This window comes from Tardiphaga sp. 813_E8_N1_3 (genome assembly GCF_051811025.1).
In the GTDB taxonomy this organism is placed as follows: Bacteria; Pseudomonadota; Alphaproteobacteria; order Rhizobiales; family Xanthobacteraceae; genus Tardiphaga.
Map to the genome: position 1 here is coordinate 721454 of NZ_JBPWQE010000001.1, position 18578 is coordinate 740031.

The 18578-nt window shown below is 60.6% G+C and carries 15 protein-coding genes and 1 pseudogene; 7 read left to right on the forward strand and 9 right to left on the reverse strand.

Going from position 1 to position 18578, the window contains the following annotated elements; translation table 11 throughout:
- Positions 1 to 118: 118 nt before the first annotated feature.
- The 5 genes from fdhE to AB8A33_RS03405 all read right to left on the reverse strand — a co-directional run bounded on the left by fdhE (position 119) and on the right by AB8A33_RS03405 (position 7346).
- Positions 119 to 1057 (reverse strand): formate dehydrogenase accessory protein FdhE, encoded by a 939-nt coding sequence (fdhE, locus tag AB8A33_RS03385; RefSeq protein ID WP_175365556.1) that lies wholly within the window; start codon positions 1055 to 1057, stop codon positions 119 to 121.
- The gene (locus AB8A33_RS03390; RefSeq protein ID WP_439091422.1) at positions 1054 to 1731 is read right to left on the reverse strand and encodes a formate dehydrogenase subunit gamma; all 678 of its coding nucleotides are present in this window, start codon (positions 1729 to 1731) and stop codon (positions 1054 to 1056) included. Before AB8A33_RS03390 ends, fdhE begins: the two co-directional genes overlap by 4 nt.
- Positions 1731 to 2639 (reverse strand): formate dehydrogenase subunit beta, encoded by a 909-nt coding sequence (gene fdxH / locus AB8A33_RS03395; protein WP_175365554.1) that lies wholly within the window; start codon positions 2637 to 2639, stop codon positions 1731 to 1733. The genes AB8A33_RS03390 and fdxH overlap by 1 nt, the downstream gene beginning before the upstream one ends.
- A gap of 10 nt (positions 2640 to 2649) precedes the next feature.
- Complete coding sequence (gene fdnG / locus AB8A33_RS03400) at positions 2650 to 5721, reverse strand: formate dehydrogenase-N subunit alpha (RefSeq protein ID WP_175365553.1); 3072 nt, start codon at positions 5719 to 5721, stop codon at positions 2650 to 2652.
- Positions 5722 to 6380: 659 nt separating this feature from the next.
- On the reverse strand, positions 6381 to 7346 hold the full coding sequence (locus tag AB8A33_RS03405; RefSeq protein ID WP_439091423.1) for an SDR family NAD(P)-dependent oxidoreductase: 966 nt from the start codon (positions 7344 to 7346) through the stop codon (positions 6381 to 6383).
- A gap of 89 nt (positions 7347 to 7435) precedes the next feature.
- Between AB8A33_RS03405 and AB8A33_RS03410 the strand changes: the two genes are divergently transcribed.
- The gene (locus AB8A33_RS03410) at positions 7436 to 8347 is read left to right on the forward strand and encodes an AraC family transcriptional regulator (protein ID WP_439091424.1); all 912 of its coding nucleotides are present in this window, start codon (positions 7436 to 7438) and stop codon (positions 8345 to 8347) included.
- Positions 8348 to 8679: 332 nt separating this feature from the next.
- Here the strand turns inward: AB8A33_RS03410 and AB8A33_RS03415 are convergent, their stop codons facing one another.
- The 4 genes from AB8A33_RS03415 to AB8A33_RS03430 all read right to left on the reverse strand — a co-directional run bounded on the left by AB8A33_RS03415 (position 8680) and on the right by AB8A33_RS03430 (position 12065).
- The gene (locus tag AB8A33_RS03415; RefSeq protein ID WP_175365550.1) at positions 8680 to 9708 is read right to left on the reverse strand and encodes a mechanosensitive ion channel family protein; all 1029 of its coding nucleotides are present in this window, start codon (positions 9706 to 9708) and stop codon (positions 8680 to 8682) included.
- A gap of 73 nt (positions 9709 to 9781) precedes the next feature.
- A complete protein-coding gene (locus tag AB8A33_RS03420) occupies positions 9782 to 10198 on the reverse strand; it encodes a cupin domain-containing protein (protein WP_175365549.1) in 417 nt (138 codons plus the stop codon).
- A 62-nt stretch (positions 10199 to 10260) separates the two neighbouring features.
- On the reverse strand, positions 10261 to 11013 hold the full coding sequence (locus AB8A33_RS03425) for an SDR family oxidoreductase (RefSeq protein ID WP_439091425.1): 753 nt from the start codon (positions 11011 to 11013) through the stop codon (positions 10261 to 10263).
- Between the two features lie 134 nt (positions 11014 to 11147).
- The gene (locus AB8A33_RS03430; protein ID WP_439091426.1) at positions 11148 to 12065 is read right to left on the reverse strand and encodes an MBL fold metallo-hydrolase; all 918 of its coding nucleotides are present in this window, start codon (positions 12063 to 12065) and stop codon (positions 11148 to 11150) included.
- Between the two features lie 423 nt (positions 12066 to 12488).
- On the opposite strand from AB8A33_RS03430, the gene AB8A33_RS03435 reads away from it, so the two are divergent.
- The 6 genes and pseudogenes from AB8A33_RS03435 to AB8A33_RS03460 all read left to right on the forward strand — a co-directional run.
- Complete coding sequence (locus AB8A33_RS03435) at positions 12489 to 13352, forward strand: alpha/beta fold hydrolase (protein ID WP_439095843.1); 864 nt, start codon at positions 12489 to 12491, stop codon at positions 13350 to 13352.
- A gap of 37 nt (positions 13353 to 13389) precedes the next feature.
- On the forward strand, positions 13390 to 14595 hold the full coding sequence (locus tag AB8A33_RS03440) for an NAD(P)/FAD-dependent oxidoreductase (protein WP_439091427.1): 1206 nt from the start codon (positions 13390 to 13392) through the stop codon (positions 14593 to 14595).
- Positions 14596 to 14688: 93 nt separating this feature from the next.
- A complete protein-coding gene (locus AB8A33_RS03445; RefSeq protein ID WP_439091428.1) occupies positions 14689 to 15642 on the forward strand; it encodes an MBL fold metallo-hydrolase in 954 nt (317 codons plus the stop codon).
- A 268-nt stretch (positions 15643 to 15910) separates the two neighbouring features.
- Positions 15911 to 16390, forward strand: coding sequence for a response regulator (locus tag AB8A33_RS03450; RefSeq protein WP_439091429.1), 480 nt, complete (start codon positions 15911 to 15913; stop codon positions 16388 to 16390).
- On the forward strand, positions 16387 to 17634 hold the full coding sequence (locus AB8A33_RS03455; RefSeq protein WP_439091430.1) for an adenylate/guanylate cyclase domain-containing protein: 1248 nt from the start codon (positions 16387 to 16389) through the stop codon (positions 17632 to 17634). Before AB8A33_RS03450 ends, AB8A33_RS03455 begins: the two co-directional genes overlap by 4 nt.
- Before the next feature lie 574 nt (positions 17635 to 18208).
- A pseudogene (locus AB8A33_RS03460) lies at positions 18209 to 18553 on the forward strand (PAS domain-containing protein); the annotation flags it as partial.
- Between the last annotated feature and the right edge of the window lie 25 nt (positions 18554 to 18578).

An 18578-nucleotide genomic window follows, 5' to 3' on the forward strand; every position in this document is an offset into this window, starting at 1 on the left:
GCCATCTCCAGTTTGGGGCGCGCGCGCAACGAGCGGCGCCGGCTAGTAGGGATTACCAGACGGAGGCAAAGGCCGACACTATACCACGGGGTGGGTCCTGATCACGACGGCGAGAGCTTCATCCCGCGCTGGCCGACAACAGCAGCGGGTTAGGCGCATGCCGCGACCAGCCCACTTCGGCGACGAGGAAATCCAGGCCGAGGGATGCCAAATCGTCGGCAAAGGGGTCGGCTTTCGTATCCTTGGCGAGATAAATCATCTTCGCGTAGGTGCTGCAGTCCTTGCACGTCTCGGCTCTTACCACCCCGGCATCACCCTCGATGCCTTCCAGCGAGACCGAGCGGGACTCGCCGCACGTGATGCAGACCGTACGCACATGATTCCATGCCGTCGAACAGAGTGAGCAGTGCAGATACCGCGTCCCCGGATTGTCGCCTGATGCGGTGATCGTACCGGCGACCGGCGTTGAGCCGCAGCAGGGGCAGAGACCGCGCTGCGTCAGAAGCCGGAGGTCCGGCGACTTAAGGTTCGCTGCCATACGGGTGAAGTAGACCTGAAGAGCAGCGGCGAGAAAGAGAACCGCAGCGGCGTCCTCAGAAGCCACTTCGCCGTGCAGGAAACGGTTTGCGAGCAATTCGACGCCGTCTGCATCGAGCGACTTCAATCTGGCTGCTGCGTCGCTGAGCGCGGCCGTCGCGCCCGTGAGCCCGTCCTCGTCGAGGATATGGACAAGGATGTCGCGCCATTCCGGCGGTCGACGGTGGCCGTCGGCCGCCAATGGAGGCATCCGCGCGTCAATCGCGAGCTTGACGTCGATAGGATCGGTCGCGGGCGGGAGGGGCAGATCCCGAGCTGCCGCATGCTGCGCCTCGGAGAGCCTGGACATAAAGCGCAACCACTCTTCCATGGGGTGGCCCGATGCGAGAGTCTCCAACCGTGCCGCGGTATCTGCGAAGCGTCTGGACGGGTCAGGCAGCAGGATCGGCTCCGGCGCCTTGACGCCTCCGGTCGGGTTGCCCGTCCACTTGCCTTTGGAGGCGATCTCGCCCTGCCTCACGACTTGTGTTCCGTTCGCGATGTGGGGTTTGGCACCGGCCCGCGCGATCCGGTCGCAACGAGGCTGCGGAACCACTTGCGATGGTGCCGAAAGGCCCACCCCGGCGTCACGTGCCCGTGCATCATGGCGCTCACCGAACCGCGGATCCAGATACCGGAATAGACATGCGTGATCCACACGAGAATAGCGGCGATCGCGCAGAGGCTATGGATCAGCATCGCATAGCGCTGCTGCTCGATGGTCGTATAGCTTGAGAAATAGACCTCCCAGATCAGGAGACCACTAAAGAAGAGAGCCGGGACGAGAAAAGCCATCGCCCAGAATACCAATTTCTGGCCCGCGTTGAAGCGAGGCGCCTCGGGTACGCCTTCCTCTTCGTTCACGATCACCTTCGCGATCGACTTGCTCCACTGAAGATCGTCCCATGTGAAGAGCTCGTCGCGCCAGAACTGGACGATCATGCCGCCATAGCTGAGCAGAAGGATCGTGCCGATCCATGGATGCGCGGCGCGCGCCCATTGTCCGCCCCCAAAAAATTCAGTGAGGAAGAACAGCATGGGATGAAACATAGCGAGCCCGGATAGAACCAGAAGCACGAAGCATCCTGCGGTGATCCAGTGGTTCACTCGCGTCACCGTCGGGTAACGGACGATGTTCGCTTTGGGATACTTCATTACGATCCCTCCGCCTTCTTCAGCAGACGGTCGGCTTCGTCCTCATCGTTCTGCTCGACGTCGTTCGGACCCACGGTGATCCAATGGACGAAGGCCGTCACGGCGGCGAAGGCGATGCCCGCAATCGCGATGGGTTTGATCAAGCCCTTCCAAAATTGGACGAGCTTGCTGATAGTGGGATTTTCGGGAAGTCCCGAATAGATTCCAGGCTTGTCTGCATGGTGGAGGACGTACATGACATGGGTTCCCCCGACCCCAGGCGGATCGTAGAGGCCGGCATTCTCGAAGCCGCGGGACTTGAGGTCCTCGATGCGTTCGCCGGCCCAGTCCTTCATGTCGCTCTTCGATCCGAACATGATCGCGCCGGTTGGGCAGGCCTTTACGCAAGCGGGTTCAAGACCGACGCCGACGCGATCCGAGCATAATGTGCATTTATAGGATTTGTGATCGACGGGGTTGATACGTGGAATGTCGAACGGGCATCCCTTGAGGCAGTAACCGCAGCCAATGCAAGCGTCGCTCATGAAGTCGACGATCCCGTTGGCGTACTGGACGATTGCTCCGGGAGCCGGGCAAGCCTTGAGGCAGCCCGGGTCCTCGCAGTGCATGCAGCCGTCCTTACGGATGAGCCATTCGAGGTTGCCGACGTCGTTTTCGTATTCCTCAAACCTCATGAGCGTCCAGACGGACGGTGCGAGGTCGCCCGGGTTCTCGTAGGCCCCCTCGAAGTGACCGACTTCGGGACGGAGGTTGTTCCATTCCATACAGGCCGATTGGCACGCCTTGCAGCCAATGCACCTCGTGACGTCGATGAGCTTGGCGACTTCCTGCTCATGGTTGCGCACTGACGGCGGCGTCAAGGTCGTCGCCGAGCGTCGGATGTAGTTCTGAGTCTGGAGATCTGCCATCGTGGTTCCTTCAGACTGCCGGGCCGGTGGCGCGTTCGATGTTGACGAGGAATGCCTTGAATTCGGGAGTCTGCGTGTTCGCGTCACCGACAGACGGCGTCAGCGTATTTGCGCCGAAGCCCTTGCGGGCTTGGCCCGTGAACCCCCAATGTAGGGGTACGCCGATGACATGCGTCGGCTTGCCGTCGACGATCAGGGGCTTTATGCGCTTGGTGACGTAGGCCTTGCAGGTGACCCAGCCCCGCTTCGATGAGACCTTCACCCATCCGCCTTGAACGATACCTTTCTGCTTGGCCAGCACTTCGCCGATCTCGATGAATTCTTCAGGTTGAAGGATCGCGTTGATGAGCGCGTGCTTCGTCCAGAAGTGGAAGTGCTCGGTTAGACGATAGGTCGTCGCGACGTAGGGGAAGTCGGCGACCTTGCCCATCGCGGCACGATCGTCTGCGAAGACGCGCGCAGCGGGATTCGATTTCACCTTCGGATGCAGGATGTTCTCCGAGGGAGATTCGAAAGGCTCGTAATGCTCGGGGAAGGGACCCTCCGCCATCTGATCGCGAGCAAACAGTCGTCCGAGGCCTTCCGCATTCATGATGAAGGGTCCGACGGAATCGGATGGTTTCGTGGTCGGCGTGTAGTCCGGCACGTCGATGCCCGTCCATTGAGTGCCGTTCCACTCGATAACTGGCTTCCCTGGATTCCAGGCTTTTCCTGCTGGGTCCGCACTCGCACGATTGTAGAGAATGCGGCGATTCGCCGGCCAGGCCCAGGCCCAGTTCGGCGCTATGCCTTGCTCCCGAGGATCGCTCGCATCGCGGCGGGCCATCTGGTTGCCTTTCTCGGTGAAGCTACCGGTGAAGATCCAGCAGCCCGATGCCGTGGTGCCGTCGTCTCGTAGCTGCGCAAAGCCGTCGAGCAGCTTGCCGGCATGGACGGTCACAGCGCCGCTCGCATCCTTCAGATCGACCAGTGCCCGGCCATTCATGTCCTTAGACAGTTCCTCCGGATCGGGATCGTGCGGGTCGGTATAATTCCAGCTCAGATGAAGGAGCGGATCGGGGAAGGCGCCGCCTTCCTTGCGGTACATCTCCCGCATGCGGTGGAAGATGCCGCTCATGATCCAGATGTCCGACTTCGCCATGCCTGGAGCTTCGGCCGCCTTCCAGTGCCATTGGAGCCAGCGCGCGGAATTCACCAGCGAGCCGTTCTCCTCGGCGAAGCACGTCGTCGGCAACTGGAAGACCTCTGTCTGAATGTCCTCGGGCTTCGATGGATTCTGCGGACCGAAATCCTCCCAGAATCGCGACGTCTCCGTATCGAGCGGATCCATCGTGATCAGGTACTTGAGCTTGCCGAGCGAGCGGCGGATCTTACCGCGATCGGGGAATGCCTGCAGTGGGTTGAAGCCCTGGCAGATGTAACCCGTCATCTCGCCCTTATCCATCATCTCGAACGCACGGATGATGTCGTAGAGCGGAACGTCCAGCTTCGGCAGCCAGTCGTAGGCCCAGTTATTCTCGGCGGTCGCGGCGTCGCCGTAGATCGCCTTCTGGAAGGAGACCATGAACTTTCGGTAGTTCTGCCAGTAGCTGATCTGACCCGGACGAAGCGGTTTGAACTGCTTCGTGCTCATATACGTCTCGAAGGTGTCCTCTCTGTCATACGGCAGCGTCAGATAGCCGGGCATCGCATTGGACAGGAGGCCGACGTCCGTCAGCCCCTGGATGTTCGAATGGCCTCGCAAGGCATTCATGCCGCCGCCGGCAACGCCGATGTTGCCCAGCAGAAGCTGGATCATCGCCATTGAGCGGATGTTCTGGGCGCCGACCGAATGCTGTGTCCAGCCCAGCGCGAAAAGACTCGTCATCGCCTTGTCCGGCGCGGACGTCGACGCGAACAGTTCGCAGATCTCCATATATTTTTCGATCGGCGTGCCGCAGATGCGCGTTACCATCTCCGGCGTATAGCGATCAACGTGCTTGCGCAGCAGATTGATGACGCAACGCGGATGCTGCCAGGTTTCGTCGACCTTCGCGAAACCCTGCTCGTCGAATTCGTACTCCCAGCTCGATTTGTCGTAACTGTGCGTGTCCTCGTTGTAGCCGCTGAAAAGTCCGTCGACGAAGCCGAATTCCTCCTTCACGATCATGCCCGCGTTCGTGTACGCCCGCACGTATTCGTGCTGAATCCTGTCGTTCGCCAACAGGTACCGAATAACGCCGCTGAGGAAGGCAATGTCGGTGCCCGGCCTGATAGGCGCGTACTTGTCAGCGACGGAAGCCGTGCGCGTGAAGCGCGGATCGATGACCACGAGCTTCGCGGAATTCTCGATCTTGGCCTCGATCACCCACTTGAACCCGCACGGATGCGCTTCGGCGGCATTGCCGCCCATCACTACGACGAGATTGGCATTCTTGATGTCTTGCCAGGTGTTCGTCATCGCACCACGACCGAATGTCGGAGCCAAACTGGCCACCGTCGGTCCGTGTCAGACGCGCGCCTGATTGTCGAAGACCACCATGCCGAGTGACCTGGCAACCTTCCAGGTTAGATAGGCCGTCTCGCTGGACGAGGCCGACGCAGCCAGCATCCCGGTGGTGGTCCAGCGGTTCACCGTCGTCCCGGCCTTGTTCTTGTCGATGAAGTTTTTGTCGCGGTCGTCCTTCATCAGCCGCGCGATGCGGCCGAGTGCGAACTCCCAAGACACTTCCTTGAACTCACTGGCGCCCGGTGCACGATATCGCGGTGTCTTGAGGCGAGTAGGGGCGTGGACCACATCAAGCAGGCCCGCCCCTTTGGGGCACAGCGTGCCGCGATTGACCGGGTGATCCGGATCGCCCTCAATGTGAATGATGTTGGAGCGAGCATTCTTGGCGCGGTCGCCCATGCTGTAGATCAAAATGCCGCAAGCGACAGAGCAGTAGGTGCAGGTGTTTCGGGTTTCTGTCGCCGCTACGAGTTTGAACGGCCTAACGGCGGCAGCCATCGCCTCACCCGCGGGCCCAAATCCGAGCGCCCCCAAGCTGGAAGCGGCGAGACCCGCTCCGGTCAGTTTGATGAAGCCCCTTCGACTAAGCTGCATGTATCTGCTCCATGGATCACGGGCCGACGACCGTCGGTACCTCTAGAATCCGCGCGATCCGACAGGCAGATCGTGTGACCAGCCTAGCCGGACTTAGAAGCGGTCGAAACCTATCCACGGGTATGATTGCAGGCTGCTGTAATCAAGAATTCGTGCGCGCTTGTTGACCCACGCCTTCTTCGCTGTAGGCATATGGCGGCGATTTTCCTCGTTCCCGAACGTGGGCAGCCGATGACGATCCAGCAGTCGTCGAGCGTCGCATGCGCGGCTGCTTCATCTCGGGCGATCCGCGAATCTCCCTTAAGGGAACAGGCGGCACCCAACGCGATCTCGAAAGCTCTTGGCGCGTCGCCATAGCCGCGCCCTTCTCGCGAGAGTTTTATGGACCAAGCCGCTTCGAAGGAAGTTTGTCACCGATCTTACGCGCATCGTCCGCGTAGATCCACGAGTAGCCATGGCGAGCTCGCCGTCGGTGAAGTGGCGCTTGTTGAGCGCTCCGTCAGGATTTTACGTTGATTGCTGTCCTCCGGCTCACGACGTTTAAAGAAAAACTTCGACATGAACTAGAAGCGGGTCGCACGTTAGTGGCGGACCCGCTCGTCGTGGGCGAGACCGTGCCGTCCTTGACGGTAGCGACGGCTAGGTTCGGGCATACAGGATCAGCCTTGCACGTCGATACCTGTCAGGCGAACACTTTCGGTCCAGAGTGCTTCAGCTAAGTCTGGGTTCACAGCATACGGGCGAACACCGAAGCCGCCCTCGGCTTCGACGTAGGCTATGTCGCAGTCTTCGCAATACACCCCACCTAATCCGTCCAGTTCCGGTGCGGTCGCACACCAAACCGTTGTTGCTGCGCCTTGCGCGAAGTTCTTTTTGTCCTGGGCCGGATCTATCTGCGGAGTGCCGTCAGGATTGAGTATCCCATAAGCCTCTAGTTCCTCGCGGCTGGCATGCTTTGTCAGATTGCCGAAAACCGAGCCGGGGTGCACCGAAAAGGCGCGAATACCGTAGTTTTGCCCCCGTATATCCAGAGCCAAGGCAAAAAGCGCGTTGGCGGCCTTCGATTGCGCGTAGGCAGCCACCTTGTCGTAAGGCCGGCGCGCGAAATCTAGATCGGTCAGGTCGAATCCCGGCAATTGGTGAGCGCGCGAGGACAGAACGACCACTCGCGCTCCACCTGCCAATTTCAGCGCTGGCCACAGCGTGGCGGTCAGTCGGAAATGGCCAAGGTGATTAGTGGCGAACTGGCCTTCGCGCCCCTTGGAGTCGCGGAAGAGAGGCGGCGTCATGATGCCTGCGCTGAGGATCAGCAAATGCAGTGGTGCGCCGGTGGCTACGAACCTTTCGGCAAAGATGCGAACCGAGGCCGGGTCGATCAGATCCATCTCCGCCACCTCCACGTTGGTGATGCTCGCCAATGACGCGCGAGCGGTGGAAGTGTTGCGGGCTGGCACGATGATGTGTGCGCCGAGATCAGCCAGCACACGCACGGTCTCAAGCCCCAAGCCTGAGGCCCCGCCGGTGACGATGACGGTCTTGCCCGAAAGGTGGGCACCATGCGCAACCTCTTCGGCGGTGGTGAATGGGGTGAAGGGGGTGTTCAGGGGGTTCTGCATTGGGTTCATGGCATTCTCCTAGTGGTTGCTCGCTTGGATAGTGCGAACACCCCAGATGATCTATGTTGGATTATCCTGCTTTTTGTTGAGATCATCCGATGTCTGTACCAGGTGACCCGCTTTCCCAGATTTTGACCTTTGCCGGCGTTCAGACCGCGGCCTCCACCGGGCTGGAGGCTAGCGGTGGATGGGCTGTCCGCGTGGGTTCGCTGCCTACCTTGAAATGCAATGCGATCAGGTACGGCGAATGCTGGCTGGAAGCCTCGGGGCAGCGTTGGCATCTGCGTGCAGGTGATTGCTTTCTGGTCGCGCCGGGACTCCCCTTCGTAATGGCTACTGACCTGTTATGCCCACCGCGCCCGGCCGAAGATGTCTTTGTCGGCTGTGAGACGCTGCCCTTCGCACGGCTGGACGCAGACGTCGGACTGGAGTTCCGCTGCCTCGGCGGAAGGATGGAGCTGCCGCCCGCTGCTACTCTGCTGATCGAGGCCTTACCACCGGTGACGGTTATCCCTGCGGATAGCGCGGCGGCGGGGCGAATCGGTTGGCTTCTCGACCGATTGGAGGAGGAGAGTCGCGCCGGTGCCCCCGGTGGTGCGGCGATGACTGCTCAGATCATGCAGATGGTCTTCATCGAGCTTCTGCGGGCACTGCCCGAAAGAGAAAGCGGGGGTTGGCTTGCCGCGCTGTCCGATCCACGTATCGGCCCGGCGATCGTGGCGATCCACCGCACACCGGGGCATGATTGGCGGCTGGAGAATCTTGCCGCGATCAGCCATCTGTCGCGCTCCCAATTCGCGGCCCGGTTCCGCGCTGCCGTGGGCCGCGCGCCCATTGATTATCTGCTGCACTGGCGGATGGTGTTAGCCCAGCGGGCGCTCGCACGGCCCGGAGCCTCGGTAGCGGTGATTGCGGCGGAACTCGGCTACGCTTCAGAGAGCGCCTTTGGCGTCGCCTTCCGTCGCGTGACCGGTACCAGCCCCCGTCGCGCGACACGGGCTACCGCGTGAATTTTTTTCGCACTCTGTAGGTCGCATCCGCGTGACTGCTATGCCATGCAGGGGCGGATCAAACGAGTGACTAAAATAATCCCCGTAGGGGCGGATCTGACCTTTCTCGAAATCGTGGAAGGCAAATCGCGGACCTTCGTTTGCACCAATATCCGCGCCAACGATCCGCGTCGCCCGAAGGGTTATTGCAATAGTGGCCCTTGCGCTGTGGCTCGCATCACGTGGAGGCTGACGAACAGAAACTGCGTAGCGTCACGCTAGCGAATATTGGGAAGACACTGTCGCGGGAAACGCTTCCGGCCATGTGGAAGAAGCATACTTTCGAGTGAATACTAAAGCGTGCCGGATGAGCTCGCTCCAGCACTCGGAGCGAAAGACTCACGGCTGGTTGTCACCGGCACGTGTACGAGGCTTTCGGCGGGGATGGCCAGCGAAAGACCTCTTATTCCGCATTGGCCGTGGATAAGGTCAATGATCTCGTTTTTGGCGGACATCCCCATAGCGAGACTGGCGACACGGAACTGCAGCTCCACTTCGATTGCAATCGCGTCGATGGTTTTTAGGGCAATGGCCGGCGGCGGATCCTTGACGATCCGGGTACTGGCCTGCAACACGGACCGCATGACGTCTTCGACAAAGCGCGGCCTTTGCCCGGCGGCGAAGCGCACGCTCAAAGTGATCTGATGCGTTTCGTCAGGGCGGCTGAGACTGGTCAATCCCTGCCTCGCCAGCATGCTGTTTGGCAGCATGACGATGTTGTTAGCGCCGGTCAGCAGATTGGTGGAGCGCCAGTTGGTCTCGGTAACACGACCCGCAGTGCCGTCGCTCAATTGGACCCAGTCGCCGATGGTATAGGCTTTGCCGAGCGTCAGCGCGATGCCGGAAAAGACATCGCCGAGCGTATTCTGCAAAGCCAGACCCAGGATCACGGCAACGACGCCCGAGGTTGTCACCAACGTGGCGATCGGCATCCCGAAGACGAAACCCATCACCGACAGCGCCACGCCGAGATAGATAACGGCGACGGCCATGTCCAAGATGAGGTGCGCTTCTCGCGGCTTGCGATTGAGTCTGACGTAGATGTGGATGCAGCCGATGATCGTCCAGGCGAGATGAGTCCACCATAAAACTCTAGCCGATTTGGAGAGCAACGCGGCAAAACCCTGCCTGTAGATGTCATCGGGCTGCTGCGGAGCGATGCCCCCCATGTAGAGCACGAGGCTCATCCCGATGAAGAACAGGATCTGCACGACCAGGCGGCCTGTCGGACGCTTGCTGCCCTGAACGTGCCATATGACGATACCCGCAACTCCTAGGACGTTGATCAGAGCGAGTGGCAAGAAGTGGTCATCGCCAAACATGGCAGGAATTCACCGATAACGGTTGATCACGTCGAAGAACGGCCGGGCATCGGATAGCGTGCCGGCCTGTCACTTATCTCTTGATCGGAAACGTCAATTCCTGCTGGGCCGAGTCGAGGACAAAAACCGCGAGCAGTTTCGCAGGCTCCGTCTTGCTGGCATTCTCACTAACGCCGTGGCGATCGCCCGGCATCTCGGAGAAGCTTTCACCGGCCTTATAGACCTTTATTGGCCCATCGTTGACTTGGCTGCGAATTGCCCCCTCCAAGACCGTCGCGTAGATAAACGACGAACTTGGATGAGTGTGAGCCGCCGAGAAACCACCGGGACCATACTCCACGAGAACACTCTTGATGCTCTTACCTGGAACGTTCGGCAGCGCATGCTCATAGACAAGCGTGACCTTGGCGTCCTTGTCGCCGACGTCATGGGCGGAGGCCGCCGTAAGCAAAAGAGCGGTCATAGCAATGGCGAGAATCGGTTTGATCATGTCGAAGCTCCTTTATCGACGATTGGACGGTGCGGCGCGCTTGGCGGCGCCTCGATATTCATTCATTTGCGGGTAGAGGTCGCGAACCACTCCTCGAAAGTGATTCGGCCGAGGCGTGGATTGTTGTCGGAAACAAGCGAGCCATCTTCTAGCTTTGCGCCAAAATATCGCGCCTCCGGGTCTGCCTCGACCTTGCGAGTATCGCCCATTGCCTTCAGGTAACGGACAACGAGTTCGTTCAGCCGGACACGCTCGGGGCCTGAAATCTCCACAACGCCATTGATCGGCGCTGCCGTCGCAACCGCCGCTATATTGTCAACAACATCGTCGGAGGCAATGGGCTGCACATAGGCGGGCGACAGATGTACTGTGTCTCCAGCCGTGCCGGACTGGACGATGCCGCCGAGGAATTCCATGAATTGCGTCGAGTGGACGATCGTATAGGGAATGCCGGATTCCCGGATGATCCTTTCCTGGACAGCCTTGGCGCGCATATAGCCGCTATCGGGCAGGCGATCGACGCCAATGATGGACAACGCGATGTGATGCTTTACGCCGGCGGCCTTTTCCGCCGCCATCAGATTGCGGCCCGATGTCTCAAAGAATTCGAGCGCGGCCTTGTCCTCGAAGGACGACGAGTTTGCGAGGTCGACAACGACCGAGGCACCGGCGAGCGCCTCGGCAAGACCCTCGCCGGTGATCGTATTGACGCCGGTGCTCGGTGCGGCAGCGATGACTTCATGGCCTTGCTGGCGAAGGTGGGCGGCTGTTTTTGAACCGATCAGGCCGGTGCCGCCGACAATGACGATCTTCATAAGGTTTCCATTCGCTGTCGCTCGGCGTGCCGCGTCGCCTATCTTTCTCTGGATGGTGGTTGTGGTTCAGGCAGGCCCCGTCGACGCCGTAGATATTATCGGCAGAACGGGGCGCTGCCCTAACCCAGCAAGCGTTAGTAATCCCAGTACACCGGCACCCATCGGAAAACATCGCCATCGATCGCCACGCGTCCGACGGACGGAAATGGCATGTGCGTGGCCACCAGTAATTCCTCGGTAGCTGCCAGCTCTTTCAACAAGCGCGTGCGAACGCGGGCTGCCTCTTCGGGATCGTGTTCGAAGCCATTGAACCAGTCGGGATGATCGAATCCGACTGTAAACACGGCGTCGCCGGCGAAGGTAAGAGCGTCTTTGCCTGAAGCCACGCGGACGATACTGTGTCCGGGCGTATGGCCACCGGTGCGACGGACGATCACACCCGGAGCGACCTCGTATTCCTCGTCAAATTGCCGCAGCTGGTTGTGATACTCCTTGGCGAACCGCTTGGCAGTTGCCCGCAGTGCATCCGGGAAGCCCGGCGGCATGGCCGTGCGGGAGAAATCCGGAGCGTCCCAGAAACTGACCTCGGTCGCCGCCACGTGGATCTGGACATCGGAGCGAAGCTGATCCTTGATACCGGGGACGAGCAGGCCACCAATGTGATCCATGTGCATGTGCGTCAGCACAATGTCGGTGACCGACGCGAGATCGATGCCGGCACTCTCCACTCGTTTGATCAACTGTCCGGCTCGCGGCAGGTTCAAATCGGGGTCGGATCCCAAGCCTGCATCGACGAGGATGGTCTTGCCGCCGCTACGCACCACGACGGCATTGAGCGCCCAATCGAAAGCGTCTGGCGGCAAGAACATGTGGTGCATCCAGGCAGCACGGGCTTTGGGGTCGGCATTATGACCTAACATGGTGGTTGGAAGCGGAAGCACTCCATCGCTGATCACCAGCACGTCGATCTCGCCGATCTTCACTGCGTAGCGCGACGGGACCAGCTCTTCCGGCTCCGATCGAACCGGGCGCGAAGCAACATCTGGGCTCATGTCTATCTCCTGTTGATCGCCGCGCAGGTCGCGGCGCCGACGACGCTATGTCGGGCCGTATCCATGATCGACTGGGCTGGCGAATAGGGTCGGCAATACCTCGGCATAGGTTGCTCGCTTCAGATGGCGAGGAGTTTAGGGCGCGGCATTGCGCTGCCGAACCTATCCTGAAGAACAGGTCGAACTATTCGTAACGCCATGCGCGCTGATCCGCAGAACGATACCGCTGCGCTGCTGACCGCATCATGTTGGAGGCGTTCACGCACTGCGTGGCCTCACTCAAACGGAGACGAACGAATGACCTGGAAGAGCTCGATCAGCCGTCTTGCAAGATTTTCGCGGCGGAAGCTGCTCGCCACCACACTGATATATGCGGCATCGATGACCGTCCGCTCCTCCGCGGCGGCAGGAAAGGAAACAGACATGCTTTCTCACACGACGGACACGGCAAATCTGACGTCGTCGATCATGACGAATGATGGCGCACAGATTTTTTATCGGGACTGGGGTGCAAAAACCGCGCAGCCAATCGTTTTTCATCATGGTTGGCCGCTATCGTCCGACGACTGGGAGAACCAGATGCTCTTTTTTCTGAGCAAAGGTTATCGTGTGATCGCCCACGATCGTCGTGGCCATGGCCGTTCCAGCCAGGCAATCGACGGTCAGGACATGGACCACTATGCGGCCGATGTCGCGGCGCTCGCCTCACATCTCGACCTTCGCAACGCTATCCATGTCGGCCATTCCACCGGGGGCGGTGAGGCGACGCGTTATGTTGCGCGATTCGGCAACGGTCGTGTTGCCAAGTTGGTACTGATCGGTGCGGTGCCGCCATTGATGGTGAAGACAAAAGCCAATCCGGGCGGTCTGCCGATAGAAGTGTTTGATGGACTGCGGCAACAGCTCGCGGCAAGTCGATCCCAATTCTATCTGGAATTCGCGAGCGGACCTTTCTACGGCTACAACCGACCGGGCGCCAAGCCGTTGCAGGCGGTGATCTGGAACTGGTGGCGGCAGGGCATGATGGGCAGCGCCAAGGCCCACTACGAATGCATCAAGGCGTTCTCCGAGACAGATTTCAGCGATGACCTGAAGAACATAACGGTCCCGACGCTGGTTCTCCATGGCAGCGAGGACCAGATCGTGCCCGTTGCGGATTCCGCGCGGCTCTCGGCGAAGCTCCTTAAGCACAGTGTGCTGAAGATCTATGACGGTCTGCCGCACGGGCTCTGCACGACGCACGCAGACATCGTCAATGCCGACATTCTGAAGTTCATCTCGGCCTAACCGCTGCGCCTGTAGTCCAAATCAAGGAATTTTCATCATGCGAATCGTCATTGTCGGCGCCGGCTTTGCCGGTATGTATGCCGCGCTCTCAGCCGCGCGCCTGCGCGACATCCAGGGCGTCGCGCCTGAGATGCTAGAAATCGTGCTCGTCTCTCCGGAGCCGACGCTTGTCGTACGTCCCCGTCTCTACGAAGCGAATCCCGAAACGCTGACGGCGCCGCTGCAGGACGTACTGAAGGCGATCGACGTCGTCTATCTGCAGGGCAGCGTGGAGACGGTCGATACCAAGGTCCGCGCTGTCAAGATCACGGCGGCCGGACGCGCGGAGCAGGTCATTGCCTATGATCGGCTCGTCATTGCGACGGGCAGCCAGCTCTTTCGTCCCGATATACCTGGACTGGCGCAATATGGCTTCAGCGTCGATCAGCTGAGCGATGCGATTGCACTGGATCAGCATTTGCACGATCTGGCGAAGCAGCCGCGGTCGAAGGCGCGTGATACGGTGGTGGTCGCCGGTGGCGGTTTTACCGGGATCGAAGTGGCGACCGAAATGCCGGCACGCCTGCGAGCAATCCTCGGCAGAGATACAAATCCGCACGTCGTCATTGTCGAGCGAAACGCTGCAATCGCACCCGATATGGGAGCGGGTCCGCGTCCGCATATCGAGGATGCCCTCCATGTGCTCGGTGTGGAAAGGCGGCTCGGTATCGGCGTGACTTCGCTCGAAAGGTCCGGTGTTACGCTTTCCAACGGCGACTACATCGAGAGTGCCACGGTGATCTGGGCCGCCGGCATGCGTGCCGCGCCGTTGACCGCGCAGATCCCCGCCGGGCGCGACAGTTTTGGCCGTCTGTTCGTCGACCGTGACCTGCACGTGCTGTCGGTACCTGGCGTCTTTGCGACTGGCGATGCCGCGAGGGCGGCATGTGATGACGTCGGCAACTACGCGCTGATGTCGTGCCAGCACGCAACGCGGATGGGCGCCTTTGCGGGCAACAATGCCGCCGCCGAATTGCTCGGTGTGGCGACGAAGCCATATCACCAGAAGGCTTATGTCACTTGCCTCGATCTCGGCGCGGCGGGCGCGCTGTTCACGCGCGGCTGGGATCGAAAGGTGGAGATGGTCGGCGACGTGGCCAAGAAGACCAAGCACGAAATCAACACCGTGTGGATTTATCCGCCGCGCGCTGAGCGCGCCGCGGCGCTCGCAGCGGCCGATCCGGAGCATGTGACCAATCTCTGACCGATAAACGATTAGACGCTTCCCGCTTGGGAGGCGCGATCCTTGGACAACACAGCCAAATCCAACGTCGCTGAGAGGCAGGAGATATCAAAGATGAAGCAGATGAATCAGACGACCCCGCAGGGATCCAATAAAAACTCGAGCAACACCTCTCAACAGGGCCGAACGGTGCCCGACGAGTTGGTGCCGTCACGCTATGCGCTACGAGTCGGCGAGATTGAAGTGCTGGTGATTAGCGATGGCGTGCTAACGCCGCCAGCCGAGTCGATGGCGACCAACGCCGACCCGGCCGCCCGGGCGGCCTGGCTGGACGACAGGTTCCTGTCGCGGGATGCCTTCGATTGGGCGCTGAACGAGGTCGTGGTGCGTACCGGAGACCAAACCATCCTCATCGACAGCGGGCTGGGAATGGAATACCCGGACTTTCCGCGGGCCGGGCAGTTGGGCCTGCGCCTGAAGAATGCCGGCATCGATCTCGGGTCGGTGACCGACGTTGTGCTGACGCACATGCACTTTGACCACGTTGGCGGACTGCTCGTCGACGGGGTGAAGGAGCAGCTGCGTCCGGACCTGCGAATCCACGTAGCCGCCGCCGAGGTCAAGTTCTGGGCGTCGCCTGATTTCTCCCGCACCGGCATGCCGCCGGTGCTCGCTGAGCTGGCCCGGAGTGCGGCCAAACGGTTCCTGGACGAATACCGCGACCGATTGCTGCCGTTCGAGGAAGATGGCGAGGTGGCGCCAGGTGTGATGGTCACGCGCACGGGCGGTCACACCCCCGGGCATAGCGTGGTCCGCGTCGAGTCCAATGGCGATCGGCTGATGTTCGCTGGCGATGCGATATTCCCCGTCTCGTTCGATCACCCCGAATGGCACAACGGCTTCGAACACGATCCCGAAGAGGCGACCCGTGTCCGTCTCCGGCTCATGCGGGAACTGGCGGAGACCGGCTCATGGCTGGTGGCCACCCACATGCCGTTCCCGTCGATTGGCCGGGTAGCGGTCGCCGGCGACTTCTATCGCTGGGTCCCGACTTGGTGGGATTACTGACGGCACGTCGAAGCAGGGCCGCAGGCGCGGCCCTGCTCATATCGGAACCCTAAAGGGCTACGTCGATGGATCGCAAACCATGCGCGCGAAACCCGAAGACGTGGCGGAATGGCTTATCCGGCTCGCCGGCCTGCCGCGACAGGGATGACAGGCCAGGCGGTCGATGGTGGCCTCTGCCTGGCCTGGCAGCAATCGATTGACGCATAATGAGACGCTCCTGCTGCGTCGGCCTCAATAAGCGTTGTGCCAAATGACGAAGGACCAATGGATGGACGGGGAGGTGCCGTCCGCGTGCATCGAGAACGCACGTTTGCGGCGCGAACTCGCGATGGCGCTCGAACGGCAGGCCGCCACCACCGAAATTCTCAACGTCATCGCCAGGTCGCCGACCGATGTGCAGCCGGTTTTCGATGTCATTTCCGGCAGTGCGCAGAGGCTACTCGGCGGCCAATCGGCACTCGTCACGCGGATGGTGGGCGATATGCTTTATCTCGCCGCATGTACGGCCGGAAGCCCGGACGGTGACGAGGAGATCCGTGTCTCCTTTCCGGCCGCGTCGACGGGGAGCGGGATCGAGCGGCCGCGCGCGCGCCGGCCTGATGTTCCCGTCATCATGATTTCCGCCTATGGAGACAGTCAGACACGCAGTACCGCACTGGAGCGCGGCGTAGACGATCTGTTGACCAAGCCGATCGACTTTGGCTGGCTTCGCCGCGAGATCGAGGCGAGGCTGGAAGTCGCGGCATGACGGCTACGGTCCTCATGGTCGATGACGAGCCAGATCTGGAAACCCTCGTTCTGCGTAAATTCCGTCGCCAGCGCCGTGACGGGCTCATCGATTTTCTATTCGCGCATGATGGCATCGAGGCGCTCCGTGCCATCGACCGGCATCCTCATATCGATCTCGTCGTCCTCGACATCAATATGCCGCGCATGGACGGACTGTCGCTGCTGCAGAAATTGCAGGAGCGAGACGACCGCAAATCCGCGATCGTCGTCTCGGCCTATGGCGATATGGGCAATATACGGACCGCAATGAATCGTGGTGCGTTCGATTTCCTGACCAAACCGATCGATTTCTCCGATCTGGAGGCCACGATCCTGAAGACGCTTCGTCATGTAGAGGTCTTGCGCGAAGCGCATCGCCGCCAAACCGACGCGGAGCGTGCGCATGCCTCACTGTCCCGCTATTTTTCTCCCGAACTGGCCAGGCGACTTGCGGCAGGCGGCGAGAACGGCATGGCTGTGCATTGGCGTCAGGTCGGAATCATCTTTACCGATATCACGGGCTTTACATCGCTGGTCGAGATGGTGGTGCCAGAGCAGCTTGCGGAACTGCTCAAAGAATATGTCGGCGGGCTGACCGAAGTGGTCTTCAATCACGAGGGAACGGTCGCCAAGGTGATCGGCGATGCCATACAGGTCCTATTCAACGCTCCGGGGGAGCAGGCGGACTACGCCGCACGCGCCATAGCCTGCGCGCTGGCACTGGATCGCTGGGCCGAGACGTTTCGTGGACGATGGAAGCGAAAAGGTATCGCTTTTGGCGCGACACGCATTGGTGTCCATGCGGGGCCGGCACTGGTTGGCAATTTCGGCGGTGAGCGCTTCTTCGACTACACGGCCTATGGCGATACGATCAATACAGCTGCCCGACTCGAAGGCGCAAACAAGGCGCTGGGAACGCGAATCTGTGTCAGCGACGTTGCTGCGAGCGCCGCAGGCGCCTTTCGGGGGCGGCCGATCGGCGATCTCGTTTTGCGCGGCCGGAGCGAGGCTTTGCGGACGCACGAGCCACTATCGCCCGATCAATTCGGTGATTCGGCCACGGCAAAATATGCTGCCGCGTTCCGCCAGCTCGAGGCCGGCGACGCTGCCGCGCTGCCAGCTTTCGCGGCGTTGGTTGGGGCTTATCCCGAAGATTCGTTGGCGAACTTCCATCTGCGGCGGCTGCTCAATGGTGCCAGCGGAACGATCATCCGGCTGGGGTGATGGCGAGCGACTTGATGCCCTCGATATCGCGGTGACGACAGGCCACGAGGTCGCAAATCCGGCTCAGCGGCCCGCAACTGGCCTGGCAATACATGGATTTCCATGGGGTGCGGCCGGCCAGTGGTGCGGCTAAAGTCGCTACCGAGTGTACCGGGCAGACGTTTTCGAAAGACTGCCAGACAAGGCGCCGGTAAGTGTCAGGTTCTCTCAGGAGGAGCATCCGAACATGACGGCAGAGCGTTCCCGGCAGTATTGGCTGCCCGCGATCATGGCTTCGACAGTCGGCATCTTGTTGTGCTGGTTCATGAATGAGCCATTCGGGCTGCTGGCGCCGGTCGCCGCGATCTACCTCTATTTGCCTGGCCGGGCCGTATGGTGGCTCCGGGCAGCCTGGATCATCGCTCTTCTGGGATCGGTCGTGGTTGCAACATCTGTTGCCAGTGGCGAGCAGGATCGCATCCTCCAATGGACCGCGTTTTCTGCCTTGGCCCTATGCATCGGGGAGATCATCGAAATAAAGGTATCGACGATTTTCGGCGCGGATGCGGTGGAAGCAATGCGCATCGTGGGAAGCATGCCGGCTTATACCTGGTCGGCCAGTCCCGACGGTCATGCGACCTATGTCAGCGCGGGTACCTTCGCGTATACCGGGCTTCAGCCTGCCACTAGCGGGCTGTTCCATCTGCTCGACAACGCAGCATGGCGCCAGATCATACATCCCGACGACTACAGCGGCCTGATGGACAAGCGGCGAGAGTCGCTGGCTTTGAGCATTCCTTTCGATACGGAATTGCGCATCCGTCGTCACGACGGTGTTTATCGATGGTTCAGGCTGTACGGCTCGCTGTCGCGTGACCACAAGGGCCGGCAAGCCGGCTGGTATGGCACGATGATCGATATCGAGGAGAGGAAAGTCGCAGAGCAGACGCTCCAGCACAACAAGC